The organism is Streptomyces sp. NPDC050704 (assembly GCF_040654355.1).
Taxonomy (GTDB): domain Bacteria; phylum Actinomycetota; class Actinomycetes; order Streptomycetales; family Streptomycetaceae; genus Streptomyces.
In genome coordinates, this window is record NZ_JBFAHW010000140.1 from 1 (window position 1) to 26,500 (window position 26,500).

Annotated in this window: 20 protein-coding genes; 11 read left to right on the forward strand and 9 right to left on the reverse strand. The window is 70.7% G+C overall.

Translation table 11 applies throughout. The features are described from left to right. Nucleotides 1-265 precede the first annotated feature (265 nt). Both AB0I18_RS45135 and AB0I18_RS45140 read right to left on the reverse strand, forming a co-directional pair. On the reverse strand, nucleotides 266-2,860 hold the full coding sequence (locus AB0I18_RS45135; protein ID WP_363111619.1) for an FtsX-like permease family protein: 2,595 nt from the start codon (nucleotides 2,858-2,860) through the stop codon (nucleotides 266-268). After that, a complete protein-coding gene (locus AB0I18_RS45140) occupies nucleotides 2,857-3,645 on the reverse strand; it encodes an ABC transporter ATP-binding protein (protein WP_363111620.1) in 789 nt (262 codons plus the stop codon). Before AB0I18_RS45140 ends, AB0I18_RS45135 begins: the two co-directional genes overlap by 4 nt. A 504-nt stretch (nucleotides 3,646-4,149) precedes the next feature. On the opposite strand from AB0I18_RS45140, the gene AB0I18_RS45145 reads away from it, so the two are divergent. The 4 genes from AB0I18_RS45145 to AB0I18_RS45160 all read left to right on the forward strand — a co-directional run bounded on the left by AB0I18_RS45145 (nucleotide 4,150) and on the right by AB0I18_RS45160 (nucleotide 10,803). Further along, nucleotides 4,150-5,742: an MFS transporter gene (locus AB0I18_RS45145; RefSeq protein ID WP_363111637.1), complete on the forward strand. Its 1,593-nt coding sequence runs from the start codon at nucleotides 4,150-4,152 to the stop codon at nucleotides 5,740-5,742. Nucleotides 5,743-5,969: 227 nt separating this feature from the next. Further along, nucleotides 5,970-7,589 (forward strand): flavin monoamine oxidase family protein, encoded by a 1,620-nt coding sequence (locus tag AB0I18_RS45150; RefSeq protein ID WP_363111621.1) that lies wholly within the window; start codon nucleotides 5,970-5,972, stop codon nucleotides 7,587-7,589. Continuing rightward, on the forward strand, nucleotides 7,586-8,284 hold the full coding sequence (locus tag AB0I18_RS45155; protein WP_363111622.1) for a Rid family hydrolase: 699 nt from the start codon (nucleotides 7,586-7,588) through the stop codon (nucleotides 8,282-8,284). The genes AB0I18_RS45150 and AB0I18_RS45155 overlap by 4 nt, the downstream gene beginning before the upstream one ends. 95 nt (nucleotides 8,285-8,379) lie before the next feature. After that, nucleotides 8,380-10,803 (forward strand): hypothetical protein, encoded by a 2,424-nt coding sequence (locus AB0I18_RS45160; RefSeq protein ID WP_363111623.1) that lies wholly within the window; start codon nucleotides 8,380-8,382, stop codon nucleotides 10,801-10,803. Between the two features lie 279 nt (nucleotides 10,804-11,082). On the opposite strand, the gene AB0I18_RS45165 is transcribed toward AB0I18_RS45160, so the two are convergent. Beyond that, nucleotides 11,083-12,363: a transposase gene (locus tag AB0I18_RS45165; RefSeq protein WP_363111624.1), complete on the reverse strand. Its 1,281-nt coding sequence runs from the start codon at nucleotides 12,361-12,363 to the stop codon at nucleotides 11,083-11,085. 25 nt (nucleotides 12,364-12,388) lie between these two features. On the opposite strand from AB0I18_RS45165, the gene tnpA reads away from it, so the two are divergent. From tnpA to AB0I18_RS45180, 3 genes are all read left to right on the forward strand, one after another. Next, nucleotides 12,389-12,820 carry an IS200/IS605 family transposase gene (gene tnpA, locus AB0I18_RS45170; protein WP_363111625.1) on the forward strand — a complete coding sequence of 144 codons (432 nt, stop codon included), beginning with the start codon at nucleotides 12,389-12,391 and terminating at the stop codon, nucleotides 12,818-12,820. 151 nt (nucleotides 12,821-12,971) lie between these two features. Beyond that, the gene (locus tag AB0I18_RS45175) at nucleotides 12,972-13,796 is read left to right on the forward strand and encodes a helix-turn-helix transcriptional regulator (RefSeq protein WP_363111626.1); all 825 of its coding nucleotides are present in this window, start codon (nucleotides 12,972-12,974) and stop codon (nucleotides 13,794-13,796) included. Further along, nucleotides 13,783-14,013: a DUF397 domain-containing protein gene (locus AB0I18_RS45180; protein ID WP_363111627.1), complete on the forward strand. Its 231-nt coding sequence runs from the start codon at nucleotides 13,783-13,785 to the stop codon at nucleotides 14,011-14,013. Before AB0I18_RS45175 ends, AB0I18_RS45180 begins: the two co-directional genes overlap by 14 nt. On the opposite strand, the gene AB0I18_RS45185 is transcribed toward AB0I18_RS45180, so the two are convergent. The 3 genes from AB0I18_RS45185 to AB0I18_RS45195 form a co-directional block, all read right to left on the reverse strand. Beyond that, entirely contained in the window at nucleotides 13,979-14,380 is a 402-nt protein-coding gene (locus AB0I18_RS45185) for a hypothetical protein (RefSeq protein WP_363111628.1), read from the reverse strand. The genes AB0I18_RS45180 and AB0I18_RS45185 overlap by 35 nt on opposite strands. Nucleotides 14,381-14,568: 188 nt before the next feature. Beyond that, nucleotides 14,569-15,318 carry a maleylpyruvate isomerase family mycothiol-dependent enzyme gene (locus AB0I18_RS45190; RefSeq protein ID WP_363111629.1) on the reverse strand — a complete coding sequence of 250 codons (750 nt, stop codon included), beginning with the start codon at nucleotides 15,316-15,318 and terminating at the stop codon, nucleotides 14,569-14,571. A gap of 273 nt (nucleotides 15,319-15,591) precedes the next feature. Continuing rightward, nucleotides 15,592-17,154, reverse strand: a complete 1,563-nt coding sequence (locus tag AB0I18_RS45195) for a helix-turn-helix domain-containing protein (RefSeq protein WP_363111630.1) — start codon at nucleotides 17,152-17,154, stop codon at nucleotides 15,592-15,594. Between the two features lie 271 nt (nucleotides 17,155-17,425). Here AB0I18_RS45195 and AB0I18_RS45200 point away from each other — a divergent pair, with 271 nt between their 5' ends. Further along, nucleotides 17,426-17,989: a DUF485 domain-containing protein gene (locus AB0I18_RS45200; protein WP_363111631.1), complete on the forward strand. Its 564-nt coding sequence runs from the start codon at nucleotides 17,426-17,428 to the stop codon at nucleotides 17,987-17,989. 26 nt (nucleotides 17,990-18,015) lie between these two features. Further along, a complete protein-coding gene (locus tag AB0I18_RS45205) occupies nucleotides 18,016-19,608 on the forward strand; it encodes a cation acetate symporter (protein WP_363111638.1) in 1,593 nt (530 codons plus the stop codon). 177 nt (nucleotides 19,609-19,785) lie between these two features. Here the strand turns inward: AB0I18_RS45205 and AB0I18_RS45210 are convergent, their stop codons facing one another. The 3 genes from AB0I18_RS45210 to AB0I18_RS45220 form a co-directional block, all read right to left on the reverse strand. Continuing rightward, nucleotides 19,786-20,670 carry a cellulose-binding protein gene (locus tag AB0I18_RS45210; protein ID WP_363111632.1) on the reverse strand — a complete coding sequence of 295 codons (885 nt, stop codon included), beginning with the start codon at nucleotides 20,668-20,670 and terminating at the stop codon, nucleotides 19,786-19,788. A gap of 204 nt (nucleotides 20,671-20,874) precedes the next feature. Beyond that, nucleotides 20,875-23,952, reverse strand: coding sequence for an SUKH-4 family immunity protein (locus AB0I18_RS45215; protein WP_363111633.1), 3,078 nt, complete (start codon nucleotides 23,950-23,952; stop codon nucleotides 20,875-20,877). A gap of 7 nt (nucleotides 23,953-23,959) precedes the next feature. After that, nucleotides 23,960-24,982: an SMI1/KNR4 family protein gene (locus AB0I18_RS45220; RefSeq protein ID WP_363111634.1), complete on the reverse strand. Its 1,023-nt coding sequence runs from the start codon at nucleotides 24,980-24,982 to the stop codon at nucleotides 23,960-23,962. A 272-nt stretch (nucleotides 24,983-25,254) separates the two neighbouring features. On the opposite strand from AB0I18_RS45220, the gene AB0I18_RS45225 reads away from it, so the two are divergent. Together AB0I18_RS45225 and AB0I18_RS45230 are read left to right on the forward strand one after the other, a co-directional pair. Then, entirely contained in the window at nucleotides 25,255-25,758 is a 504-nt protein-coding gene (locus tag AB0I18_RS45225) for a YwqJ-related putative deaminase (RefSeq protein WP_363111635.1), read from the forward strand. Nucleotides 25,759-25,824: 66 nt separating this feature from the next. Further along, nucleotides 25,825-26,325: an SUKH-3 domain-containing protein gene (locus AB0I18_RS45230; RefSeq protein ID WP_363111636.1), complete on the forward strand. Its 501-nt coding sequence runs from the start codon at nucleotides 25,825-25,827 to the stop codon at nucleotides 26,323-26,325. Nucleotides 26,326-26,500: the final 175 nt, after the last annotated feature.

The window sequence follows — 26,500 nt, forward strand, 5'->3', positions numbered from 1 at the left end:
TGGGCGAGGCTGGGATCGTGGGCGAGGCTAGGGTCGTGGGCGAGGCTGGAGGGCAGGGCGCAGCCCGCCCTCCAGGGGCGCGGGGCTGTGACATCTGCGGCTCCGCCGCGGGGCGCGACCAGCCCCCACCCACCCGCACAGACCCGGTCCACACACGCCGAACGGCCCGGCGCCGGAGAGTCCGTGAACTCTCCGGCGCCGGGCCACCCCCGATCCCCCCGCCCCACCACGACCCCCGTACGTGGTGGCCGCTCAGCCCGCGCAGCTACTCCGTAGCGATCGCGTTCAGTACGTTCATCCGCCCCGCCCGGAACGCCGGGATCAGCGCCGCGAACAGGCCCACGAAGGCCGAGGCGACGAAGACGCCGATGATCGTCGGCCAGGGGATCTCCAGGACCTTCAGGCCTTCCAGGGCCAGCAGCTTCTGGGCGGTGGCGCCCCAGCCCATGCCCAGGCCGAGGCCGAGCAGCGCTCCGAAGAGGGCGATGACGACCGACTCCATACGGATCATGCGGCGCAGCTGGCGGCGGGAGAGGCCGATGGCGCGCATCAGGCCGATCTCGCGGGTCCGCTCGACGACCGAGAGGGCCAGGGTGTTCACGACACCCAGGACCGCCACGATGATCGCGAGGGCCAGCAGGCCGTAGACCATGTTCAGGAGCTGGCCGATCTGGTCCTTGAGCTCCTGCTTGTAGTCGGACTGGTCGCGGACCTGGTACTGCGGGTAGGCGTCCATCGACTTCTTCAGTGCCGCGTACGCCTGCTCCTCCTGGCCCTCGGCCGCCTTGGCGAACATGATCTCGTTCGGCGGGATCTGGTCCTTGGGGACGTACTGCTCCATCGTCGCGATGCTCATGTACCGCGCGCCCTGGTCGAGGGCGCTGTCGTCGTTGGTGATCGCGGCGACCTTGAGCTTCGCGGTCTCACCGCCCTTGAAGGCGACGGTCATGGTGTCGCCGACCTTGATCCCGTGATCCGTCGCGTACTCGGAGCCGACCGACATCGCGTTCTTGCCGTACGCCGCCGACAGCTCACCGGCGGTCATCTCGCGGCGCAGGTCGCTCGCGTATGTCGGGTCCGCGGCCGTGACATCACTGCTCTCGGTCTTGCCGTCGGGCGAGGTCATCTTGGCCTCGACCGTCTTGTAGCTCGTGACGTGGTCCAGGCCCGGCGTCGACTCGATGGCCTTCTGGGCCTGCGGAACGATCCGGTTGTTGCCCTGGATGATGAAGTCCGCGCCGACCGACTTGTCCAGCTCGTCCGTCGCGGAGGCCACCATGGAGGAGCCGACCACGGAGAGGCAGGCGACCAGCGCGAGGCCGATCATCAGGGCCGCACCGGTGGCGCCCGTACGGCGCGGGTTGCGCAGTGCGTTCCGCTCGGCCAGCCGGCCGACGGGTCCGAAGCCGCGCAGCAGGACCGCGCTGATCGCCCGGACCACGCCGCCCGCGAGCAGCGGGCCGATGATGACGAACCCGATGAGGGTGAGCACCACACCGGCGCCCAGCATCAGCGAGCCGTCGCTCGCCGTGTCCGAGGTGCCCGCCAGGTAGAGCGCGGCACCGCCGGAGCCCGTGAGGGCCAGGCCGATCAGGCCCCGGATCCAGCCGGCCTTGCCGTCCGCCGGCGTACCGGCGTCGCGCAGCGCGGCCATCGGGGAGACCTTGCCCGCGCGGCGGGCCGGGAGGTAGGCGGCCAGGACCGTGACGACGATGCCGAGGATCAGACCGACCACCGGGGTGGCCGTCTTGACCGTCAGGTCGGCGGTGGAGAGGTTCATGCCCGCCATCGACATGAGCTTCATCAGGCCGACCGCGATGCCGACGCCCGCGCCGACACCGGCCACGGATCCCACGATGCCCAGTAGGAGGGCCTCGAACAGCACGGACCGGTTGACCTGCTTGCGGGACGAGCCGATCGCCCGCATCAGGCCGATCTCCCGGGTGCGCTGGGCGACCAGCATCGAGAAGGTGTTGATGATCAGGAAGATGCCGACCAGGAACGCGATCCCGGCGAAGCCGAGCATGGCGTACTTGATGACGTTCATGAACTCGCCGACGCCCTCGCGGTTCTCGTCCGAGAACTCCTTCTGCGTCTGGATCTTGTACGCCCCGGCGGCACCCCCGGCCCCGGCTTCGGACCCGGCCAGCGTCGCGGAGACGTTCTGCTTCAGCTGCCCGTCGGTGACGCCCTGTTCCGCCGAGACGTTGATCTGGGTGAACCGGCCGGTGGCGCCGAGCAGTTCACGCTGTGCGGTGGCGGTGTCGAAGTAGACGACGGCCGCACCCGGGTTGGTCACCTTGAAGGTGGCGATGCCGACGATCTTCGCCTTGAAGTCGCCCGTGACGGCGATGGTACGAAGCTCGTCACCCATCTTGAGGTTGTGCTTGTCCGCGGTGTCGGCGTCGACCATCACCTCGGTCGGCCCGCGCGGGGCGTGACCTGAGGTGATCTCCATCGAACGCAGGTCGTTCTTCGTCCAGTTGCCCGCGATCGTCGGAGCGCCGGTGCTGGACCCCATGTTCTTGTTGTCGCTGTTGACGACGGTCACGTTCAACGAACCGACCGCGCCCTCGGCCGACTTGACGCCGTCCGCCTTCTCCGTCTGGGCGACGACCGACGCGGGCAGCGACTCCGGCTTGCCGTTCTGCGGGGTGTCGTCGCTCTTGGCCGCCTTGGGCTGGACCGTGACGTCGGACGAGGTCGCGGCGAAGAGCTTGTCGAACGTCGTGTTCATCGTGTCGGTGAAGACCAGCGTCCCGCAGACGAAGGCCACCGACAGCAGGACCGCCACGGCCGACAGGGCCATCCGTCCCTTGTGCGCGAAGAAGTTGCGCATCGAGGTCTTGAAGACGGTCATGACGTACGCCCCCGGGCGTCGAAGTCCTTCATGCGGTCGAGGACGGCCTCGGCGGTGGGCTTGTACATCTCGTCGACGATCCGGCCGTCGGCCAGGTAGAGCACCCGGTCCGCGTACGAGGCCGCCACCGGGTCGTGCGTGACGATCACGATGGTCTGGCCCAGCTCGTCGACCGAGCGGCGCAGGAAGCCCAGCACCTCGGCGCCGGCCCGGGAGTCCAGGTTTCCGGTCGGCTCGTCACCGAAGATGATCTCCGGGCGCGCGGCGAGGGCACGGGCCACGGCGACGCGCTGCTGCTGGCCGCCGGAGAGCTGGGTCGGCCGGTGCTTCAGGCGGTCGGCCAGACCGACCGTCTCGACGACCTGACGCAGCCAGCCCTTGTCCGGCTTGCGGCCCGCGATGTCCATCGGCAGCGTGATGTTCTCTATCGCGTTCAGCGTGGGCAGCAGGTTGTACGCCTGGAAGATGAAGCCGATCCGGTCCCGGCGCAGCTGCGTGAGCTTCTTGTCCTTGAGGCCGGTGATCTGGGTGTCGGCCAGGTGGATCTGCCCGGAGGTCACGGTGTCGAGGCCGGCGAGGCAGTGCATCAGCGTCGACTTGCCGGACCCCGACGGGCCCATGATCGCGGTGAACTGGCCCCGGGCGATGTCCACGTCGACGTGGTCCAGCGCGACGACCCGGGTCTCGCCGGACCCGTACGCCTTGACGACCTGCCGCGCCCGGGCGGCAACGGCCGAACGCTCTCCAGTGCCCCCGTGCCTGGGAATGGTTACAGCCGATGTCACGGTATGTCTCCTAAGTCGGTCGCCCAAAAGGCAGCGACGATGTGCGGTTGATTACTTCGTGCTGCTGCTTCGTGCCGTTGCGCCGTGCAATTACGTCGTGCCGTGCAATTACGTCGTGCGGTCACGCCGTGTGGTGACAACGACAAGTCTCGTGGCGGAGGGTGGTCCGGCGCCCTGGTGCCCAGCGCAGTCTTTTGCTGGGGAAAACCCCACCCCCGAAGGTGCGGTTCGTACGAGCGGACCGCCCCTCAGCGGCATAAAGCCAGGTTAAGGAGCGGCGAGGGCCGTTCTCGTCCTCCGGCGGTACGACCCCTCCCCGAGCCGTAGTACGGAGGTCCCCCTAGGGGATGTCCACCCTCCGGTGGAGCGCCCCTCAGGGACGCCTCCCCCTTTGAGCCCAGTCAGCGTGCACCCTCCCGCGGCGTAAGGGTCAAGTGAGAAGGTGTTCGACGGCAGATAGATGCAGGGGGAAGGAATCCGGTGAGCCAGGGGGAAGAGACCGAGATACCGGCGTCGAAAGAGGACGGGGCCGCCTCGCCGCGGGCGGAGGCCCGCAAGCGCCGGGCCGTCGTCGCCGCGCTCATGCTCTCCATGGGCCTGGCCGCGCTCGACTCCACGATCGTGTCCACCGCCGTGCCGCAGATCGTCGGCGACCTCGGCGGTTTCTCCGTGTTCTCGTGGCTGTTCTCCGGCTACCTGCTCGCCGTGACGGTCACCCTGCCCGTCTACGGCAAGCTCTCCGACACCTTCGGCCGCAAACCGGTCCTGATCGCCGGCTCGATCCTCTTCCTCCTCGGCTCCCTGCTCTGCGCGGCCGCCTGGAACATGGCCGCGCTGATCGCCTTCCGGGTCGTCCAGGGCCTCGGCGGCGGCGCCCTCCAGGGCACGGTCCAGACCCTCGCCGCCGACCTCTACCCCCTCGAACAACGCCCCAAGATCCAGGCCAAGTTGTCCACGGTCTGGGCCACCTCGGCGGTCGCGGGCCCGGCGCTCGGCGGGGTGCTCGCCGCGTACGCCGACTGGCGGTGGATCTTCCTCATCAACCTGCCGATCGGCGCGGTCGCGCTCTGGCTGCTGATCCGCCACCTCCACGAGCCGGGGCGCGACCGCGACCGCGCCCGGACCCGTGACGGCGACCGTGACCGGACCCGTGACGGCGACCGTGACCGGACCCGTGACACCGGGAAGCGTCCCCGTCCCTCCCGCCCACGCCCGCGCGTCGACTGGGCGGGCGCCCTCACCGTCTTCGCCTGCGGCGGCGTACTGCTGACCGCGCTGGTGCAGGGCGGAGTGGCCTGGCCCTGGTTCTCCCCGCCTTCAATCGCCTTGTTCTGTACGGGGATTGCCCTGATAGCCGCCCTGGTCCTCATCGAACGCCGCGCCGCCGAACCGATCATCCCCGGCTGGGTCTGGCGCCGCCGCACCATCGCCGCCGTGAACCTGGCGCTGGGCGCGCTCGGCCTCCTGATGGTCGCCCCGACGGTGTTCCTCCCGACGTACGCGCAGTCGGTCCTCGGCCTCACCCCGATCGCCGCCGGATTCGTACTCTCCGTATGGACGTTGAGCTGGCCGGTGTCCGCCGCCCTCAGCCAGCACGTCTACCGGCGCATCGGCTTCCGCAACACGGCGATGCTCGGCATCGGCACGGCGACCCTGCTCCTGCTCGCGTTCCCCTTCCTCCCCTATCCCGGCGAACCCTGGCAGCCCGCGCTCCTGATGCTGCTCCTCGGCGCCGCGCTCGGCCTCTTCCAACTCCCGCTGCTCATCGGCGTCCAGTCGACCGTCGGCTGGGCCGAGCGCGGCACGGCCACCGCGTCCGTCCTCTTCTGCCGCCAGACCGGCCAGACGATCGGCGCCGCCCTCTTCGGGGCGGTCGCCAACGGGGTGCTGGCCGCACGGCTCGGCGGCGCGGGCGACCTGGACTCGGTGACACGGTCCCTGGGCTCGGGCGCCTCCGGCGAGCATGTGCGCCGGGCGGTCGCCGATGCGGTCCACTCCGTCTACTTCGGCGCGGCCTGCGCGGCCGGACTCGCCTTCCTGGTCCTGCTGTTGGTGGCACCGCGACGCTTCCCGGTGATCAAGGACCCGGAGGACTGAGGGCTCGGAGGGTCGAAGGCTCGGCCTCCGTACGTGCTCCGTAGTGACGTGCTCCGTACGCGCCCCATACCTGCCCCGTACGTACCCCGTACGTGCTCATGTCATCGATATGTCATCGGCATGGCCCTGTAACAGTCCTGAACGAGGCTCGTGGGCACATCCGGTCTCACCCGCAACGCACCCCCCACGTGACCGGGTTCGATCGCACGATGGGTGAGGAGATACCGATGACCCAAGAGGCTTCCAGGCGCAACTTTCTGAGATCGGTCGGAGCCGCGGGCGGCGCCGGAATGCTCTACTCGGCGATGGGCGCGCTGGGCCTGGCCCCGGTCCCGGAGGCACGGGCGGAGGCGTACCGGCCGCCCCGGGAAAGCGACTTCTCGCTCGCCGGGAAAACCGGAAAAGGCGGCAGGAAGGTCCTGATACTCGGCGGCGGCATAGCCGGCCTGGCGACCGCGTACGAACTGGGCAAGGCGGGTTACGACTGCCGGATCCTGGAGGCGAAGGACCGCCCGGGCGGCCGCAACTGGACGGTCCGCGGCGGCACCGAACTCACCGACCTGGACGGGCGCACCCAGACGGCGTCCTTCTCCAAGGGCCAGTACATGAACGCGGGCCCGGCCCGGCTGCCGCAGTCCCACGTCACGCTGGAGTACTGCCGCGAACTCGGCGTCCCGCTGGAGGTGTTCACCAACACCAACGCCAACGCGTACATCTACCACGAGAACAGCGCCGCCCTCGCGGGCAAGCCGGTCCGCTGGCGCACCGCGAAGGCCGACGCGTACGGATACGTCTCCGAGCTGCTCGCCAAGGCCACCGACCAGGGCGCCCTGGACAAGGAGTTGACCGCCGCCGACAAGGAGCGGCTGATCGCGTTCCTGCAGAACTTCGGCGCCATCAAGGGCAAGGCCGACGGCTTCGCCTACACGGGCTCCGACCGGCGCGGCTACTCGGTCGAGCCGGGCGCGGCCTTCGAGGAGGGCACGGTTCTCGGCCCGGTGCCAACGTTGTCGGACGTCATCGGCAGTGGCGTCGGACAGCGCTTCTCCTTCGAGTTCGGCTACGACCAGGCCATGCTGATGTTCCAGCCGGTGGGCGGCATGGACGCGATCCCGTACGCGCTGGCGAAGGCGGTCGGCGAGCACCGGATCACCTACGGCGCCAAGGCGATGGAGGTCAAGGACCTCCCCGACGGCGCCGAGGTCGTCTACCAGGACGCGACGGGCCGGACCCGCAGCCGCCGCGCCGACTTCGTCGTGGCCGCGGTCCCGCCCATGGTCATGGCCCGCATCAAGCACAACCTGGGCACGGACGTCACCGCCGCGCTGAAGTACGCCGTCCCGACCCCGGTCGGCAAGGTCGGGCTCGAATACCGCAGCCGCTGGTGGGAGACGGACGAGCACATCTACGGCGGCATCACACCGACCGACACCGACCTGGCCACCATCTGGTACCCCTCGTACGGCTATCAGGGCCGCCGCGGCACGCTCATCGGCTACTACAACTTCGGCGCCAACGCCGTCGCCTACAGCGACCTGCCGCACGCCGAGCGCGTGCAGCGAGCGGTGAGCCGTGGAGTGAAGATCCACGGCGCCAAATACCGCACCGAACTGGACCGTTCCTTCAGCGTGGCCTGGCACCGCACGCCCCACATCGAGGCCGGCTGGGTGGGCTGGCCCTCGCAGACCGGCCCGGAGTACAAGCTGCTCAACAAGCCCGCGGGCCCCGCCGGACACGTCTACTTCGCCGGCGACTGGCTCAGCCACGTCATCGCCTGGCAGCACGGCGCGTTCACCTCGGCCCGCAAGGTCGTGACCGACATCCACGAGAGGGCGATGGCCGCATGAAGCAGATCAAGAACGTGACGACCGCGAAGCACATGCCGCACCTGCCGCACATGAAGCGGCGAACGCAGATCCTCACCGCGACAGCCCTGACCGGCGCGTTCCTGACCGGCTCCGTCGCGCTGGCCGACGCCCAGGGCTGGTGGTCGCCCGGCCCGAAGACGGTACGCGTGATGCTGCCCGAGGGGCAGACCAACCCGTCCATCGCGAACGGCGTGGCGGTGGGCGGCGAGGTGGCCGTCTACCAGAGCAGCGGCCTCGGCCCGACCGCGCTCAACCCGAGCGCACCGGAGGGCACGCCCGAGCGCTTCACCGACCCCGCCCTCACCGAAGGGGCCACGGGTGTCACGATCACCGAGGCCCAGGCCCTGGTCGTACTGCGCAACATCAAGACCAACCTGGAGGCCGCCGGCCTGAAACCGGCCGACGTCATCACGATGAAGGCCTACCTGGCCAACCCGCCGGGCACGGAGATCGCCGACTACGCGGGCTGGAACCGCGCCTACCGGCAGTACTTCGCCAACATCGACCTGAAGTCGCACGAGGTCGTCCCGGTACCCATGGGCACCTCGCCCGCCAAGGCCCCGCTGCTCGCCAACGACGCCCGCCCGGCCCGGGTGTCCCTGGAGGTCGCCTCACTGCCCGTCCCGGGCTGGCTCGTCGAGGTCGAGGTGACCGCGAGGTACAAGAAGCGGTAGCACGCAACCCCGAGGCCGCCCCTGAGGCCTTTGTCCGGGTACGGTCCGCCTCGCGCAGGAGGCGGACCGGGGCCCCGCCCATGTCTCCTGGAGCCATGGGCTTGAACAGGCGTACGGCGATGAAGGCGGGCCTCCTGACGACCGCGGCGTCAGCGACGATCCTGAACTCGGCACGGGCACAAGGCACTTCGAAGGCCGCCGCCCCGGTGCTGACCGTCACGGTCCAGGGCGAGGCGGCGACCCGGACGAACATCCCGGTCGTACGGGACCGCCGCGCGTCCGGGGGCAGATACCTGGCCCTGGCCACCAAGAAGAGGCCGGGCCGGGAGGGTTGGTACGCCGCGTACGCGGTCCACGCCCCGGAAGCAGGGGTCTACGCCCTGACCGCCGTCGCCACGGCCCCGGTCGAGGTACCGCACACCGAGACGACGGCTTCGTACCTCCAACTCTCGCTCAACGGCGGCCCGTTCAAGTCGCTCGCCCGCTCCCAGCCGTACTGGTACGAGTCGAAGCCCGCCTGGGGCGACCTCTCCGTCCTCGACCTCGGCGAACTCGAACTCCGGGGCGGGGCCAACACGTTGACGTTCCGGGTGACCGAACCGACGGTCCTGGAGTCCGGGACGGCGTACGCACTCGCGCTGGACCGCTTCACACTGAGGCGGCGGGAGGGGCCGAGGCTCCAAGAGGTGTCCGTAGGAGAACACGGCACGTACCGGCACGGCGGCGAGCCCGCACACCTGCGCCTCCGACTCGACGGGACCCCCGACCAGCCGCACCACATGCGCTACACCATCACCGACTACTTCGGGAGACGGGCCTCCGAGGGGGACGCGACAGTGGCGCCCGGAGAGACGACCGCGATCGTCGCCCTTCCTGAACTCCCCCCGGGCAACTACCGAGTTGAGGCCGCCGGTGTGACGGCCCACTTCGCCTGTCTGCCTACCCTCCCCGCCACGTCCGGCCCCGCCAACCGCTTCGGCGTCAACGTCTGGGCCACCTCCCTCATACCCCCCTCCCGCCTGGACGCCTTCGCCGCCGCGATGAGGGACATGGGCGCGGGCTGGATACGGGACGGCCAGGCGTGGCCCGCCGCCGAGCCGTCACCGGGCGCGTACGACACGGAACACCACGACCGGGCCACCCGCACCCTGCGCAAGCACGGCCTGTCGCCCCTGGAGGTCATGTCCCCGGCCCCCGAGTGGGCGATGACGGACGCCTCGCTCCCCCTCCCCGCGGACCTGCGGCACGCGTACCGCTTCGCCCGCCGCCTCGCCTCCAAACACCCGGCAGCCATCCAACTCTCCAACGAACCCGACGTAGACGTCACCAGCAGCACCGGCGACGCACACGCCGCCCTCGCGAAGGCGGCCGCACTGGGCATCGCCGACGCGCCTGGTTCACCCGACGTGCCCGACCTGCCCCTCGTCGTACTGCCGGGCATCGCGCAGGCGGGCCCCTTCCAGGACCTGATGCTGGCGAACGACGTGGTGCGGTACGCGGACGTCTGGGCGTTCCACGGCTACCCGGACCCCGCCGAGCAGGACGAACCGGAGTTCCCCGGGGCGGCCGAGGAGCAGCGCGAACTGGCCCGCCGACACGGGGCGGAGGACGTACCGCGGTGGATGACGGAGTGCGGCGCCTTCTTTTCCGTACGGCCGCGCGTCGACCTCACCCCCGCCCAACAGGCGGTCCAGGCCCGCTACTTGGTCCGCTCGATGGTGGAGGGGCTGGCGGCCGGGAACAGCAGGCAGTTCTGGTTCGCGGGGCCGCCGCTGCACGACGAGGGGGTCTACTTCGGGCTGCTGAGCCGGGAGTTCCATCCTCTGCCGGCGTTCAGCGCGTGCGCGGCGCTTACTTCGGTGCTCGGGGAGGCTCACTTCATCGCGCCGGTACGGGGGTTGCCCACCGGGGTGGTCGGCTTCGACTTCGACTCCGGGCGGGGTGAGTCGGTGAGGGTCCTCTGGGCGACGTCCTCGAAGCCGGTGCGGGTCGCCGTGGAGGGGGTCGCTGCCGTGTACGACGTCATGGGTGGGCAAGTAGCGACGGCCGGGGATGAGGTGACCGTCTCACGAGACCCGATGTACGTCGTCACCGTAGGCGCCGCACGTTCCGCGGTACGTCCAGTCCCGCGCTCCCGAAGCCGCCTCTCCCCCGCCGAACACATCGTCCTCAGCCAGCGCTACCGGGCCCGGAACGCGGCCCCCAACAAGGACAACGGCGACGCAGAACCCCCGCTGGGCTATCGCCTGTCTCGCCGAACCCGTATGTCCCTGGACGTCTACAACTTCACCGACACCTCACGGACGGTGACCGTGAAGGCCCGCCCCGCCGGGGGTTGGTCGGCACGGGCGGACGGCCCGACCCGGATCGAGGTCCCACCCCAGGGCCGTACGACGGTGAAGTTCACGATCACGGCAGGCAGCAGGGTCACGCGCCGAACCGACCACCACCTGACCTTCACGGCGACACTCGAAGGCGACGAGGTGCCGCCATCGGTGTCGTTGATCCAACTCAAGTAAGCAGCCCGCACTTTGGGCACCGACACAGCGGAAAACGCATCGGCGACTCGATCGGCGAGGCCTCGCGCACCGGCTCGTACGTCACCTTCGGACCCCAGGTCCGCCCACTGTCCCGGGAGACCCGGAGGGTGAGGTACGGCCCCGGGACCTTCTCGTCGGTCGCTTCCAACACATGCCGCCTTTCACCGTCTGTATCGATCAGGACACAGAGTGGCGTCAGGCGTCACGGTGGGTACGCTCGTTGAAGTGCTCTCCCAGCTAAAGCAGGGAGATTCCTGCCTACCTTGCGGTGGGTGGCTTGACGCGGCGAGCGCGCCTGGCGACTGCCCTTCCGGCAGCCGGGATGAGCGCGTGGCCCGTCCGGTACAGGTGCAAGATGTTCCGGGCCGCGTTGTGGTCGGCGTTGCCGGTCCATCCGCAGTCGGGGTTCTTGCACACGAACAGGGCCTGGGTCTGCCGGCTGCCGGGGGTGGTGAACCCACAGGCTGAGCAACGCCGGGAGGTGCCCGGGGCGCGGACCTTGGCCAGGGTGCCGCCCCGGCGGGCGAGCTTGTACGCCAGCAGGGTGACCGTGCGGCCCCATGCCTCTTGGCTGATGGAGCGGTTCAGCCCGGACTTCTGGGCGACGTTGGTTCCCGGCTCTTCGACGGTTCCCCTGGCGGACTTGACCATGTTCGTGATCGTGAGTGCTTCCACCACCACAACGCCGTACGTGTCGGCGATCTGGGTGGTGGTCTTGTGCTGCCAGTCCGCGGCCCGGCGCTTGGCTTTCGCGCGCAGTCCTGCGATCTGGTCGTAGGTGTGGTGCAGCCGACGGGAGGTGTGCTCTGTCTGCTTGCGGTGTTTCTTGCGGCGGGCGGCGCGCTGCTCCAGGTCCAGGAGCTTGGCCTGTTCCTGCTCGGTCAGCCATGCGCCGTGCTCGTATGTCTGGCCGTCGGAGAGGGCGAGGGGCACGGTGATGCCGACGTCGATGCCGGCCTGCGGCCCCGGGTGGGGTTCCGGGATGGGTTCGAGGGTCTGGACGCGGAAGGCGATGTGCCAGCCGAGCGGGTCTTTGACCAGCCGGGCGCCGGTGATCCGGTTCTCCTTGTCGGCGTGCTTGCCGACGGGGAGGTCTTTGGTCCAGCGGAAGCGGATGCGGCCGATCTTCGGCAGGTTGGCCATGCCCCACCGGCGGTGGACCCGGGTGATGTTCAGGTCCCGGCCCTGTGGCACGTCCACGGTCATGGCGGTGCGGGAACGGGCCTTGAAGCTCGGGGCACCCGCCCGGCCGTCCCAGCAGTTCTTCCACGCCTGAAAGTACGTTTTCAGCACCGCTTGCGCGGCCTGGGCGGGCAGGACGGCGAGGAAGTCGATGTCCTGGCGGGCCTGGCGGATCGCGGCGTCCGCGTTCGCGAGCGTCCGCTTCTCCTTCGGCATCATCTGCCACCAGGCGTGCAGGAGATTCCACATCGTGCGGGCCGCGTGCGCCTGGTCGTCGGCCTTGAGCGCCATGGCAGGGGGCAGGGCGAGCCGGGCGCGGTGCCCGAACTGCCGTGTCTCCACGCCGTGATCACTCATGAACGACACGATACAGTATTGGTTTATGTCACCACGCTGGAATCCAAACCCCGATATACGCACCGGACGTCACGTCGTCTGCAACCTCCATGTCCACTTGGTTTTTGTCACCAAGTACCGGCGGAACGCGCTCACCGACGCCATGCTGACCCGCACGGAGGAGGTCATGCGCGAGGTCTGCCAGGATTTCGAGGCCGAGCTGAAGCAGTTCAACGGCGAACAGGACCACGTCCACCTCCTCGTCCACTACCCGCCGAAGGTGCAGCTCTCCAAGCTGGTCAACAGCCTCAAGGGCGTCTCCTCCCGCCGCCTGCGCCAGGAATACGACGCCCACGTCCGCCGCTACCTGTGGGGCGGCCACTTCTGGTCCGGCTCCTACTTCGCCGGGTCCTGCGGCGGGGCACCGCTGACCGTCGTCCGCCAGTACATCGAGAACCAGCAACGCCCCGTCGGCTGAGGACAACACCGCGGCCCCGTGCACACACCGCGCGGGTCAGAGCAGCCCCGAGATGACCTTCACCCCCGCCGTAAACGGCGGAGCACTGGCCAAGATCAAAGGTAGATAGCTGAGCGTGACAACGGAGTCCGCACGAGGGGGAGTTGCACGGATGGCGATCGAGGACAATCCGCAGTCCCGAGTGAAGTACGGCGAGGAACTCCGGCGACTCCGGGAGGCGGCTGAGTTCACGCAGGAGGAGCTGAGCCAACGTGCGGTGATGTCACGCACGCATATCGCCCACATCGAGGCGGGGCGGCGACGGCCGGACGTGGATGATGCGCGGCGGCTGGATCAGGTACCGGAGACGGGTGGGTTCCTCGTACGGTTCCTGCCGACGCTGGACGGGCGGACGGTAGCGGAACACTTCGCGGGGGCGCTGGAGTTCGAGGGACAAGCGACAGAGATCCGGGTCTACGCCTCCAAGTTGGTGCCGGGCCTTCTCCAGACAACGGCGTACGCACTTGAGGTACTTGGCTATGGACATCCGCCCAAGAGTGACGAGGAACGTGACAAGCTCCCCGTCACCCGGCTCGAACGCGCCCGCATCCTCAAGGACTTCCATTCACCGGTGCTGTGGGCGATGCTCGACGAGGCGGTGCTGCGACGCCCCATCGGCGGTCCGGCGGTGATGTGCGAACAGCTCCGTCACATCGTGAGGTTGGGCGAGAGCCGCCGTATCCGCGTGCACGTACTCCCCTTCACCGTGGGCGCACACGCGCTGCTGGAGGGAGCCGTATCGCTCATGTGGTTCGCGGACCTCCCGCCTGTCGCGTACGTGGAAGGCTTGAAGACGGGCCGAGTCTGGGAACTTCCGTCCGTGGTACGCCAGTGCCAGGAGGTCCACGATCACGCACTGGGTGACGCCCTGTCGCACCGAAAGTCCCTGGCTCTGATCAGGTCTGTCGCGGAGGATTACGAGCATGAAGCGCAGTGAGCACATCATCCCCGACGCCTCGGTGTTGGCTGCCTGGCGCAAGTCCAGCTACAGCGGCGGAAGCAGCGACTCCTGCCTCGAAGTGAACGACGCCGCCCTCCCCACCCGCATCCCCGTCCGCGACAGCAAGACCCCCTCCGGCCCCGCCATCACCTTCTCCGCCCCCGCCTGGACGGCCTTCGTCACTTCTCCCTCTCTCGGTCGAACCAGGCCGTAGCCTCCGACAGGAACAGCAGGACGACCACGGGCAGCCCGAGCACGATGCGCAGTGCGGCGTCCAGGAACTCCCCGGGTGCCGTGGCTCCGGCGGCCTGGCTGAAGGACCCTACGAGGACGAACACCATCACCACGATGGTGGTGTGCCGGACTCCAACGCGGGCACTGCCGTCGTACGTCAGGGCAAGCAGCGCGCACACCCAGACCAGCAGCCACGGGGTGCTCAGCTTGCCCATCCCGTAGGACGTCAGCCCCTCCGACAGCACAAGCATGACGACCAGCCCGGCGAACGCCAGCCCGAACACCAGCAGTTGAGCCGCGCGCGCCTGCCGGGGCATCGTGGAGGTGGTCCTTGCAGGAGAGCTCACGGTCTTCCTTATCTCCTTGCCGCTGCTCTCACAAAGCTCGGCAAGACATCGAAGTAGTCCGGAACACTGTTCGCACACCCGGAAGGCGTCAGCCCGCGGGCCGAAGCTCCCGGTATCTCCCGGCCATGACGGGCCCGAAGTGTGACCGTTTCCCCGGTCACCAGATACAGGTTTCTCGGGCCCGGAGGTCAGTCCAGGTCCGGCCAGTTCAGGAGGTTCTCCAGGGTGGCGCGGTCGCCCTCGGTTCGCAGGTTGTCCAAGGGGAGGCGGCCGTGCAGGACGAGCAACAGGTCGCTCGCGGATCCGTGGAGGTCGGCGGCCGTTTCATGTCGGCTGTCGATGAGGAGTGAGCCCGGCTCCGTCACGTCGACCAGCCATGACTCGCCCTCGGCGGCGTGCAGGCCGATGCGGGCCGGCTCGTGCGGCCAGGGGCCCGCGGTGCCATGGCTGACGCCGATGAACTCGGCGATGCCGTCGAGTGCGACAACCGCCGGGACGGGCTGGGGAGTTCCGGTGGCCAGCTGGGCGTCGAAGGCGTGGACAGCGGCCTCCCGGACCTGATGGCGCGCCACGGCACCACTCGTCGTCGGGATGCCGGAGTCGCCCCACCAAGTCCAGCAGTCCACCGCGGGACCGGCGGCTCGCAGAGCGGCGACCAGTTCCTGGGTGGCCGCGGCCGAACGGGCCAGTGGGTCGGCCGGCAGCGTGTCATCGGCCGGCGGCACGGTCGGGGGTTTCTCGCTGGGACCGGCTACCACCGCCGCCGCCCAGAACCGGTGCACGTGGGCAAGGTGCTCGACGAGGTCCCGGAGCGACCAGTCGGGGCAACTGGGGACGCGGACCTCCAGATCGGGGGAGCCCGCGACGCTGCCGCGCAGAGCGGCGGAGCGATCCTGGATCAGGGCCAGCAGGTCTTCGAAGGCAGGCGTCTGGGTCATCCCGGCTTCCTATCACCCGGCACTGACACTGACACCGGTACGCCGACAGACCGGTTCCCGGTGGTCCTGCTGTTGGGGCCGGTCCGGGAACAAGTGGCTTGTTCAGTGCGCGCCCCGCAGGTTCGGTGCGCACCCCGCAGGATGCGAACCGCGGCGAATGACCTCCCCCGCGGGCCATTCGCCGCGGTCTCCACTGTGGCAGGCGGCAGCCGTCCCCCTGGCACGACCGGGCAGTGACCGGAACACCGCGGCTGACCGCCTGCCAAGGGCACGTTAAGAGGCAACCTCCGCCGCGGACCACCGTGCACGGTGGCCAGATTCGTCCGTCGGGCGTGCACGGTGTACAGCCGCCGCGGTCAGGGCGTGGACGAGGTCGTGGACGCCCGACGCGGTTGTCAGGAGGTCGCGGTTGAGGAGGAGTTCGGCGGCGCGGAGGTGGGCGCGGACGGTGTTGCGGCTCAGGCCCAGGCGTCCGGCCGTACGCCGGGCGTCGGTGTTGGCGTCGATCCAGGTCTCCACGGTGCGGCGGAGGTTGCGGTGCGGGGTGTCGTGGAGGGGGCGCAGGAAGGACTCCGCCCAGGTGGCGGCGGGTGCGGCGCGGAGGAGTTCCGTGAGGGGCGGTGCGGCCTGCCGGCCGGTGTCCTCGGGGTCGGGCTGAGGGCCGGTGAGGGACAGGGCCAGGTCCAGCGTGGCGCGGGCGTGGACGTCACCGAGGTCCAGCGCCAGGGCCTCCTCCGCCCGGCGGCAGTGGGCCGCGACGGTGGTGCGGCTGATCTGCAGCAGCCGGGCCACGGCGGCCCGGGGGAACGTCACGGCGAGGCGTGTGATGTCCACCGTCGGCCTGGGAACGGAGTTCAGCGGCTCCAGGAAGGCACGCGCCCAGGCCAGCGCGGGCCGCCGGGGCAGCAGGTGCACCAGCGACGGGCGGCCGCGGTAGACGGCAAGGCGCTCCGGGGAGTTGCGGGCGACGGCCAGGGCGTGCAGGGCCTCACCGTAGGCATCGGCCGTGGCGGCGAGCGGATGGGGCCCGCTGACGCCCACCGCGTACCCGGGATTGTCCCGGACCAGCCGTCGCAGTACGTCTCCCTGCACCTCTCCGCGCCGGAAACGGCCGACGGGCTCCGGGTCCTCGGCGATCGGACAGATCAGGTGCTCCTTGAACGCCGGGCAGTGCACCATCAGGCCCGGCCCGTGGTAGCCGGCGGCGTCCAGGTAGGTCCTGGCCAGCCGGTCGCGGTCGGCGGGCGGGCAGTGCAGCACGTGGACCCGTACGCGCTCCGCGTTCAGCAGCAGCGGAACGTCACCGGTGGTCATCCGCCTGGCCATCGTGACGTCTCCGGCCAGCAGCGCGGTCAGCACCGCGAACCGCAGCTGCCGCGCCTTCTGCTCGTACCCGCGCGCGCTGTCGGCGGCCTCGGACGCCTGCCGCAGCAGTGCGAGGAGAGCACCGGCCTGCGACGCCAGCGCCGCCGCCTCCCGCGACAGCTCCGAGGCGCTGACGGTCACCAGCACCGGACGCGGCTCGCGCCCGCCGAAGGCCTCAAGACGCACCTCCAGACCGTCCACATGCGTCGTGGCCGCGGCCAGCCGCCCGTCGGCCAGGCGCGCCAACTGCTCCCTCAGCGCCCCCGCGAGCCCTCCGGGGAACTCCGGCGTCGCCGCCTCGACCACGCCCCCGCTCCCGACCCCGCTTCCGCTCCCGCCACCGGACCTGATCCACGCGACGTCCGCGCCGATCCGCCGCCCGAGCCACCGCAGCACTTCCACGGGCGCGCCCTGCCGCCGCACCACCCGCAGCAGTTCGGCGAGATCGGCCCCGCGCTCCCACGTCTCCACCGCCGCACCCGCCTTCCCGGGGCCACAACCACCGTCCGTCAGCCAAACCCTACGGGGTGTCCGCGCACCTGAGTTGTTCCTGTTTGATCCCACAAGGACGACGGACCTCACGGGTTAACGGGGGTAACACCCAAGGTCAGCGAAGTAAGCGCATACCGACCAGCCAGTTTGTCGAATCGGCCACGCACCCCCGCCACCTCCGACTAACGTGCACGCGCACCCCCCGCTCCCTGCGGTCCGCACGGACCCGAGCCACGCAAGGAGAACCGGGATGTCTTACGACACGTCCCCGTCGTACCCGTTTCCACCGCACAACCCGCCCCACAACTCCCCACACAACCCGCCGTACGTTCCACCGACCAGTCCGCCGCACAGCCCTCCGTACGATCCGCCGACCAGTCCGCCGTACAGCCCTCCGTACGATCCGCCGCACAACTCCTCACCGTCCTACCCGACCTACCCCTGGGCGCCCCCGCCTCCACCGGAACCCGAGCCATCCAGAGCACCCCGCCACCGGCACGCCGCACTCGGCCACCACAGCGACATCCGCGTGCTGCGCACCGCGTACCGCTGGCAGCGGCGCGTGGCGACGCTGACGGCACTGGGCTACTTCACTCTCTTCCTGGTCCTGTCCGCGGCCGCGCCGTCGTTCATGACCGAGGAGGTGACCGAGGGCCTGCCCGTCGGACTGCTGCTCGGCCTGATCCAGGTCCCCGTCACCTGCGTGGCGATCGCGCTGTACGAGTACACGGCCCGCCGGGGCGTCGACCCGATCGCCGAACGGATCAGAAAGCAGGCGGAACTGGACACCAAGCGCGCGGCGGCCGACCGGTGACCGGGTTCAGCGGCTCCGCGCAGGCGATGTCGTTCGTCGCCTTCACCGTCGTCGCCACCATCACGCTGCTGCTCTGCGTGATGACCGGCCCCGACCGCGACGACCTGGACGAGTTCTACACGGGCTACAGCTCGCTCTCGCCCATGCGCAACGGCCTTGCCATCGCGGGCGACTACATCTCCGCGGCGACCGTCCTCGGCACGGGCGGCGTGATCGCGCTCTTCGGGTACGACGGGGTCGTACTCGCCCTCAGTACGGCCCTCTCCCTCATGCTGCTGATGTTCCTGCTGGCCGAACCGCTGCGGAACGCGGGCCGGTTCACCATGGGCGACGCGCTCGCCCGGCGAATGCCCGGGCGGGCGGTACGGATCACTGCGTGCGCGGCGACGCTGGCCGCGCTGCTCCCGCTGATGCTGGTCCAACTCGCCGGCACCGGTGACCTGCTGGCGTTCATCCTCGGGTTCTCCAGCGACGGCCTGAAGACGGCCTGCATCATCGGGCTCGGCACGCTGATGATCAGCTACGCGGCGATCGGCGGCATGAAGGGCACCGCCCTGATCCAGATCCTGAAGATCGTGATGCTGCTCGGCTCCGGTGCCGTCATCGCCGTACTGATCCTGAACAAGTTCGACTGGAACCTCGGCGGTCTCTTCGACGCGGCGGCACGCAACAGTGAGGCGGGACCGGCCTTCCTGAACTCGGGGCTGCAGTTCGCGGGCGGCCCCAACCCCAGCCTGGACATGATCAGTTCGGAGCTGACGGTGGTGCTGGGCGGGGCGTGTCTGCCGCACATCACCATGCGCATGTACACGGCGGGCAGTGCCCGTCAGGTGCGCCGGTCGATGTCCTGGGCGGTGCCGGCCGTGGCGCTGTTCGTGCTGATCATCACGGTCGTCGGGTTCGGGGCGACGGCGCTGATCGGGCGGTCGCAGATCGCGGCGGCGGATCCGCAGGGCAACACGGCGTATCTGATGGGCGCGCGGGCCGCGTTCGGGACGGACGTCACGACGGCCGAGACGTTTCTCTTCACCACCGTCACGGCGGCGATCTTCCTGACGGTGCTCGCGTCGGTCGCCGGGATGATCCTCGCCTGTGCCAACTCCCTTGCGCATGACGTCTTCGCGCACGGCCGGAAGCAGCTTTCGGCGCGCCGGGAGATGACGTTGGCGCGGGTGTCCGCGGTGGCGGTCGGTGTGCCGGCGATTCTGCTGGCCACGCTCGTGCAGCACCACAGCCTGCAGCCGTTGGTCACGCTGTCGTTCTGCCTCGGTGCCTCGGCGATTGCGCCCGCGCTGGTGTTCAGCCTTTTCTGGCGTCGGTACACGCGGGCGGGGTTGATGTGCACGCTGATCGGGGGGTCGGTCGGCACGCTCGTTCTCATGACCGGTACGAATCTTGTGTCCGGGTCGCCCATCTCCGCGTTCCCCGGGCATGACTTCGCCTGGTTTCCGTTCACCACGACGGGGATTGTGTCCATTCCGCTGGGGTTCGCGCTCGGGTGGGTGGGGACGGTGGCGTCCGGGCGGGGGAAGGCGGAGGAGCAGCGGAAGCAGTACGAGGCGGTGGAGGGGTGGATTTTGGCCGGTGCCGGGGCCGTCCGGCGGGGGGACCGGGACTAGGGGGTGGGCTGGGGTCGGCGTTCAGAGTGCGGGTTGGTGGGGGCTGGTCGCGCCCACGCGGCGGAGCCGTATATGTCACAGCCCCGCGCCCCTTATCGGCGACCGGTCCGTTGTCGGGTGCGGGTTGTATTGGGCTGAGCGCGCCGTTCCCCGCGCCCCTTTCGGCGCGCGGCGCGCCTACTCTGCTGCCGCCCTGCCCGTAAGAGCTGCCAGGCTGCTGCGTACGTGGGACATGTGGGCCTGGGCGTCGTCCCAGAGTTCGCTGTGTTCGCGGAGGATGCGTTCTGTTTCTCGGACGGTGCGGTCCTCCTGTACCCGGGCCTCGGCGAGGAGTTCGGCGGCGCGGGCCTCCGCGTCCTCCTGGAGGTGGCGGGCGGACTCGTGGGCCTCGGCGAGGGCCCGTGAGACCTCGGTCAGGTCCGCTTCCGCGAGGGCCGTCCGCTCCTCGTGGCGGGCGTCGAGCACGGCCTCCCGTTCGGCGGTCTCGCGCACGGCCTTCTCCCAGCGCTCGGCGTGCTCCTTCTCCTGCTCGCCGAGGAGCGTCTCGCTGCGCCGCCGCGTCTCACGCAGCGCGGCGAGCGCCTCACCGCGGCTCTCCTTCACCTCGCGCCGCGCGGTGATCCGCATCTCGTCGGCCTCGGCCTGCGCGGCGAGCAGCCGGTGCCTGGCCCGCTCGTCGGCCTCCCCGCGCACCGCCTCGGCCTCCGCCCGCGCGGCCTCGTGCACCCGGTCGGCCGCCGCCTGCGCCTCGTCGACGACGCCGCGGGCCTGCTGCCGCGCGGTCTCCCGCACGGCCGTGCCCTCCGCGTCACTCAGCTCGAAGATCAGCCGGGCCCGGTCGCCGAGCGTCTCGTACGTCTGCGGGGCGAGCTGGGCCACGCCCTCGTACAACCGCTCCGACTCCGCCTCCATCTCCCTGGCCAGTACGGTCAGCCGGGCGGCCCGCTCCCACGCGGCGTCGCGCCCCGCCGAGAGCTCCGCGGCGTACGCGTCGACCTGCTCGGGACGGTAACCACGCCCCCGTCCTGCCTCGAAGCCCTGAGGCGACACCGATGCGCTCATCCTCGAATCTCCTCTTTGGTCTGCGTCTCTCCGGCATGCGACGTACAACACGATTTGGCGCACATCTTGGTGGATCAGACGGAAGTGTTCATAACGCGACACTCCGCGCATTGGTTCCGTCGGGGATGCGGTCAAAGACGCGACACAAATGGGCCGGGCCCGGTCAACCGACCGGGCCCGGCCCATTTGCTCACTGAAACGGCGTCAGAGCAAGCCGTCCCACATCTGTTCAAGCAGCACGGACCACCAGCTCTCCGGTGACCCGAGGGCCGCCGGATCGAGAGCGGCGAGCTGCGCCTGGAAATCGACGGTCCAGCGGCCCGCCTGCTCCTGGTTGAGCCCGAACCGAAGACGCCACATACGGCCCAGCAGGGCGAGGCTGCGCGCGAACTCGGGCAGGCCCGTGTTCACGAACTGCGGCGGTACGGGAGCACCGCCGGGACCGGCTTCGACCGGTACCGCCACGATGTTCGCCGTTCCGTACTGGACGCAGACCGCCTTGCCGAAGTCGCTGCCCATGACGAGGTACGAGCCCGCGTCCGAGGCCGGCTGGACACCGCGCTCCTGCGCCAGTTCGGCGAGGGTCGGCACCGGGCGGCCCGGCTGGGCCTGCGCCCAGAAGAACGGGTTCATGTCGACGGGCAGTCCGGCCACCACCAGGGTGTGCGCCACGATCGGCGGTACGCCCTGCCGCGAGACCGCCGCCTGGTCGAACCGGAACAGCCCCGGCCCGAACGCGGCCGCCAGCTCCTGCCCGATCGCCTCCGGCGGGATCGGCGGCGCGGGCTGCACCGGCGGCACCGGAACCCGTACCGGACCCGGCCGCGCCGGACCATCGGCGACCTGGTGCAACTCGCCCTGGTGCGCGAGCAGTTGGGCCATGCCCTGCTGACGGCTCGCGTGGTCCGTACCGTACGGGGCGATGCTCGTGATGCGCGCCTGCGGCCAGCTCTCCCGGATCATCCGGGCGCAGTACGCGCCCGGCAGCTCGCAGGACTCCAGCTCGGTGTGCAGCTCGAGGACCTGCTGCGGCGGCACGTTCATCGCCCGCAGCTCGTGCAGGATCTGCCACTCCGGGTGCGGGGTACCCGGCGCGGACCGCCGGATGAGCTGCTGCTCGGAGCCGTCCTGAGCGCGGTAGCGGAGTACGGCCTGGTAGCCGGGACCGACCGTGGGCAGACCCTGCTGGGGGTAGCCGTAGGCCGGAGGCTGCTGACCGGGGAGGGACTGCCCCGGCTGCCCCGGGAAGGGCTGCTGACCGGGCGGCGGCATCGGGTGCGGGGCGGCCGGGGCCATGCCGGGGCCGCCTGCCATGCCCGGAGCACCGGGGAAACCCGGAGGCATACCGGGAGCACCCGGGCCCTGGGGCGGCGGGGGCATGCCCGGGCTTCCCGGCGGGGGCCCGGACAGCATGGTCTCGGCGTGGTGGGCGCCTCCGGGCCCCCCGGGGTTTCCCGGAGCACCGGGCGCACCGGGCGCACCCGGCGGGCCCGGCGGCTGAGGTGCACCCGGACCGCCGACCGCGGGGCCGCCGAACACGGTCGCGGCATGGTGAACCCCGCCGGGGGGCGTACCGCCCGCGGGGTTGCGGGGACCCGGAGCACCTGGAGCCTGCGGGGCACCGGGGGCACCCGGAGGCTGCGGAGCACCCGGGGTACCGGGCGCACCCGGGGGCTTGGGCACACCCGGCGCGTTCGGATCGGCGAACACGGTCGCGGCATGGTGAACCCCGCCGGGAGGCGTACCGCCCGGGGAGCCAGGAGCACCAGGAGCCGACGGAGCACCCGGCCCACCGGCCTGCCCGGGACCGCCGGGCTGACCGGGCGCACCGGGCTGACCGGGACCACCGGGACCCGCAGGCCCGACCTGCCCGTCGGGCCCGAGCTGCGAGACGAACTGTGTCGGCACGTACCCGCCCGCGCCCGCGCTCCCGCCCGCCGGGGTACCCGGAGGAGGCGTACCGGGCCCGGGCGGTGGAGCCGTACTCGCCTGCCGCGCCCCCGGTGTCCCGGGCGCACTCGGCGGAGGCGGCGTACCGGCCACCCCGGCACCCCGCGCGCCACGCGGCGGACCCTGCGCCTTGCTCGTCGCCGCATCCGCTATGTCACCGGCGTTGGGCGGCAACGGCCGCGCCGGCGCGGCCGAACCGGCAGGCGGCTGCGGGGGGTTGGGCCCGGCGGGCGGCTGCGGGGCGCCCGGCGGATAGCCGTACGCGGGCGCGCCGGGCGCACCCGGAGGAGGCGTACCGGCACCGGGCCCCTGCGGGAACCCGTACGAAGAAGGAGCACCGGGCGGCGGCGTACCCGGAGCACCACCGGGGCCTTGCGGATAGCCGTACGCGGAGGCACCCGGAGCACCGGGCGGCGGCGTACCGGGCGCACCCGCCCCCGGAGCCCCGCCAGGAGGACCCTGCGCACCCGGGCCCTGAGGCGCCGGGTTCGGGTCCCCCACCGCGGGCGAGACAGCCGTGCTCGGAAGCTGGCTGCCGCCGGAGATCAGCTTGGTCTTGGCCTCCGGCGTCGCCTCGGGGGGCGCCGGAGGCGCGCCTCGGTCGTCGAGCTGAGGCGCGAACACCGTCGCGGGCAACGGCACGGAACGGTCGTCGCCCGTCTCGGCATTGGTGTCGGTCCCGGCCCACGGGGTCGCCGCGGCAGGTTCACCGGAACCACCCGGAGCATCCCCGCCGGCGGCAGGCCACGGCGTACCGCTCCCGGGAGCGGCAGGCGCCCCCGAGTCCGCCACGGGACCCGGCATAGTCTCGGGAAGCGAATCCCCGCCCCCGACCCCGACAGCCCCATTGGCAGCAGCCGCGGCCGGACGGTGCTCACGACCGTCCGACACACGACCCCCGTCCGGCACGCGACCCCTGTCCCCCTCCTGCGACCGCTCGCCCTCCCGACGGTCCGGAATCCCCATCCGGTCCGCCGCCTCCTGGAGCCACTCCGGAGGAGTCAGCAGGAACGACGTCTGGTTGAGGTCGACGCGCGCGGGAGGCGCCGGCGCCTGATCGGACACGGCGTCCGGCAGCCCGTACTCCTCCTCGTACCGGCGGATCACCTCACCCACCGGCAGCGAGGGCCACAGCGTGGCGTCCCCGCTGTCGCGCGCGATGACGAGCCGCTGCGCACCGCCCTCGGAACGCGGACCGTCGGCCCGGTCCTCGGCCCACACCACGAATCCGAGTTCGAACTCGCGCACCCGCACCTCACGATGCTGGTACGAGGCCACATCCCCGTTGATCCACTCTTCGGCGCGCTCCTGCGCCTGCGCGAAGGTCACCATCGGACGCTCACTCCCCCACCGAAGACACGGAATGCCCCGCGGCCGCCGAAGCCGCCGGGGCGACGGGCACCGCCCGCGCGAAGCCGCCGTCCACCATCAGGTTCGCCACGGTCTCCAGCTCCGGCGGATTGCCCGCGAGCCGGGACAGGAACTGGTCGAAGTCGTCACCGCAGGGCAGCAGCAGCCGCTGCACCCGCTCGGCGGGCGGCCAGGCGTCCTGGTCCCGGGCGTCGTCGTACGCGCAGAACCACACGGAGCCGACCCCCTCGCCCTTCACCTTCACCGCGAGCAGCCCGCCCTGCACGAACCCGACTCCCAGGTAGTCCTTGGTGAGGTGGTCGCGCAGGCACTTGTTGACGTACACGAGGTCGTTGACGGCGGCCTCCTCGCGCACGGTGAAGAACGGCTGATCCACCAGCAGTCCCAGCTCGGCATCGAGGGCGGCGCCCACCGGGGCACACCCACCCGCGGCCTTCAGGAACGACCGATAGGCCCCCGGCAGCCGGTACCCGAGATCCTCCTCGACCCCCAGCACCTGCTGCTCGGTCACCGCGACCCCCGACTTCGGCAGCCCGAAGTGCGCGGGCCGGGTCTCCTGCAACGGCCGCGTGCCCCGCTTGCTCTGATCGACGGCGGCCGTCGCCAGCCCGCCGTGATGCCGCAGCAGCGCCTTCACCTCGACCGGCACGAGCTCGACCCGCCGCGTACCCCGTACGTGGTGCCAGGTCCAGCCATGCGGAGTCGCGACCGCCGGAATGGTGTCCCACAGGTCATGCCCGGCCGCCGCCATCGCCGCGTTCGCGGACACGTAGTCCGTCAACCGCAGCTCGTCGACACCGAAGCCCTCGGGCGGCTCGGCGATCTCCGCGGCAGCGCGCGCATAGAGCGAGAAGTCCGGATATCCGCCCTCGTCAACACGTACACCTCTCGGGTGACGAGCCGCCCGGACCGGGTCCGGGAAGTGCACGACCTGCCCGGCATAGGCCGCGTTCGGCGGCGCGGCTTGCTGCCCGAGCCGACCTGTCGTCATGGCGGTTGCCCCCTGCGGCGTTCTGTATGGATGGCGGATATCGACAGCCTATGCGGTTGGACGACACCGGTCACCGGGCCTCCGGTTCCGTACCGGCCAGCGGCCCTCCGGTTCCGTGACCTGCCGTCATCGGGCCGTGACAGTGCGACGAAGACCACGCGTGTCGCGCCGTCCCAGCTTCCGCAGCAGCCACGGAGTTTGGCACTCTGTCGGAGCACCGGGGCGGTGACGGTAGCGGCTGCCGCCGCGGGGCCAGGGGAGGGAACACGACAATGAGCGCGACGCAGACAGGCACATCCGGGGACCCCAGAGTCGGCTGGAGCAGCACCGAGACGGCCCCCGCACCCACCCTTCTCCACCGCCGCGACGGCATACTTCCCACCATCGCCGCCGCCCTCTCGGTACGCGGCGCGACCCTCACCGGCACGGCGGCCCGAGGCGACCAGGACCCACCTCTGCACCCGCTGGTCCGGGACTTCCTCGACACTCTCACCAGCGGCCAGCGCGACCGCTTCACCGGCCGCTGCGCCGAAGTGATTCTCATCTCCCGCCACATCAGCGCGGTGGACGCGGCCCGCACCAAACGGGCGGCACGAAAACCGATCACCAACGGCGAAGCCCGCAAATCCCTCAAGAACGCCAAACTCACCGCCCGCCGCATCCGCGAGGACGGCGACCCCCTGCACGGCAGCTTCGCGGCCCCCTGCCGCTCCTGCACAGCGCTCAGCGCCCACTTCGGCGTACGCATCATCGACCCGACAACACCGGAGGGCTGACAAACCACCACCAACCACACGAACCTCAGCGCGCTCACAGCGCCAGCTCGAACGAACGAAGGGCCGATGCACACCGACCGCACCACCTCCACGACCCGCTTTCCCGCCCCGGTAGAAACAGCCCTCCGCTCCGCCGGATGGCAGCCGGGCCGCTGGGACATAAAGCAGGCCGAGATCTGGGCGGACGCCCTGCGCGGCCACGAGTCCCCCGCCGGCCACCGCCACGCGGTGTTCCCCGCAGCGGTCGAGGCATGGGCGGAGTTCGGCGGCCTGCACATCCCCGCCTCGGGCCCCGGCCGCCAGGTAGCCCCGTCCACCCTCCACCTGGACCCCCTGTACGGCCTCCACATGACCCGCACCCTCGCCGACCTGGGCCGCGCCCTGGACACCGAAGTGGCCCCCCTGGGCGAGGAGTCCGACACCCGGTCCCTACTGGCAGTAGACACTGAGGGCCGCGTCTACACCCTGGACCACACAGGCGACTGGTACCTGGGCCAAGACATCGACCAGGCCCTGACCTCCCTCATAACAGGCCACGAACCAGCCCGCCTGACAGCAGCAACCTGACCCAGCCGGGGGCGAAGGCCCCTCCGGCGATCCCCGCAACCCACCCGCGGCCGCGACTCAACCGGGGGCGGGGCCGTGCCGGTACGTCGCAGTCCGCCGCGTAGGGCTCCTGCAATCAACGGCTCCCGTCAAAACTGACAGCCGTACACCCGGAAGGCGGCGGACTCGGATCGGA

Bases quoted from the DNA above. Each gene is read 5' to 3' on its own strand.
- tnpA (WP_363111625.1), top strand. From the start codon at position 12,389: ATGTCACCACGCTGGAATCCAAACCCCGATATACGCACCGGACGTCAC.
- AB0I18_RS45190 (WP_363111629.1), bottom strand. From the start codon at position 15,318: ATGACCCAGACGCCTGCCTTCGAAGACCTGCTGGCCCTGATCCAGGAT.
- AB0I18_RS45135 (WP_363111619.1), bottom strand. From the start codon at position 2,860: ATGACCGTCTTCAAGACCTCGATGCGCAACTTCTTCGCGCACAAGGGA.
- AB0I18_RS45210 (WP_363111632.1), bottom strand. From the start codon at position 20,670: ATGAGCGCATCGGTGTCGCCTCAGGGCTTCGAGGCAGGACGGGGGCGT.
- AB0I18_RS45220 (WP_363111634.1), bottom strand. From the start codon at position 24,982: ATGACGACAGGTCGGCTCGGGCAGCAAGCCGCGCCGCCGAACGCGGCC.
- AB0I18_RS45165 (WP_363111624.1), bottom strand. From the start codon at position 12,363: ATGAGTGATCACGGCGTGGAGACACGGCAGTTCGGGCACCGCGCCCGG.
- AB0I18_RS45230 (WP_363111636.1), top strand. From the start codon at position 25,825: ATGCACACCGACCGCACCACCTCCACGACCCGCTTTCCCGCCCCGGTA.
- AB0I18_RS45155 (WP_363111622.1), top strand. From the start codon at position 7,586: ATGAAGCAGATCAAGAACGTGACGACCGCGAAGCACATGCCGCACCTG.
- AB0I18_RS45160 (WP_363111623.1), top strand. From the start codon at position 8,380: ATGGGCTTGAACAGGCGTACGGCGATGAAGGCGGGCCTCCTGACGACC.
- AB0I18_RS45200 (WP_363111631.1), top strand. From the start codon at position 17,426: ATGTCTTACGACACGTCCCCGTCGTACCCGTTTCCACCGCACAACCCG.
- AB0I18_RS45225 (WP_363111635.1), top strand. From the start codon at position 25,255: ATGAGCGCGACGCAGACAGGCACATCCGGGGACCCCAGAGTCGGCTGG.
- AB0I18_RS45175 (WP_363111626.1), top strand. From the start codon at position 12,972: ATGGCGATCGAGGACAATCCGCAGTCCCGAGTGAAGTACGGCGAGGAA.
- AB0I18_RS45215 (WP_363111633.1), bottom strand. From the start codon at position 23,952: ATGGTGACCTTCGCGCAGGCGCAGGAGCGCGCCGAAGAGTGGATCAAC.
- AB0I18_RS45180 (WP_363111627.1), top strand. From the start codon at position 13,783: ATGAAGCGCAGTGAGCACATCATCCCCGACGCCTCGGTGTTGGCTGCC.
- AB0I18_RS45150 (WP_363111621.1), top strand. From the start codon at position 5,970: ATGACCCAAGAGGCTTCCAGGCGCAACTTTCTGAGATCGGTCGGAGCC.
- AB0I18_RS45205 (WP_363111638.1), top strand. From the start codon at position 18,016: ATGTCGTTCGTCGCCTTCACCGTCGTCGCCACCATCACGCTGCTGCTC.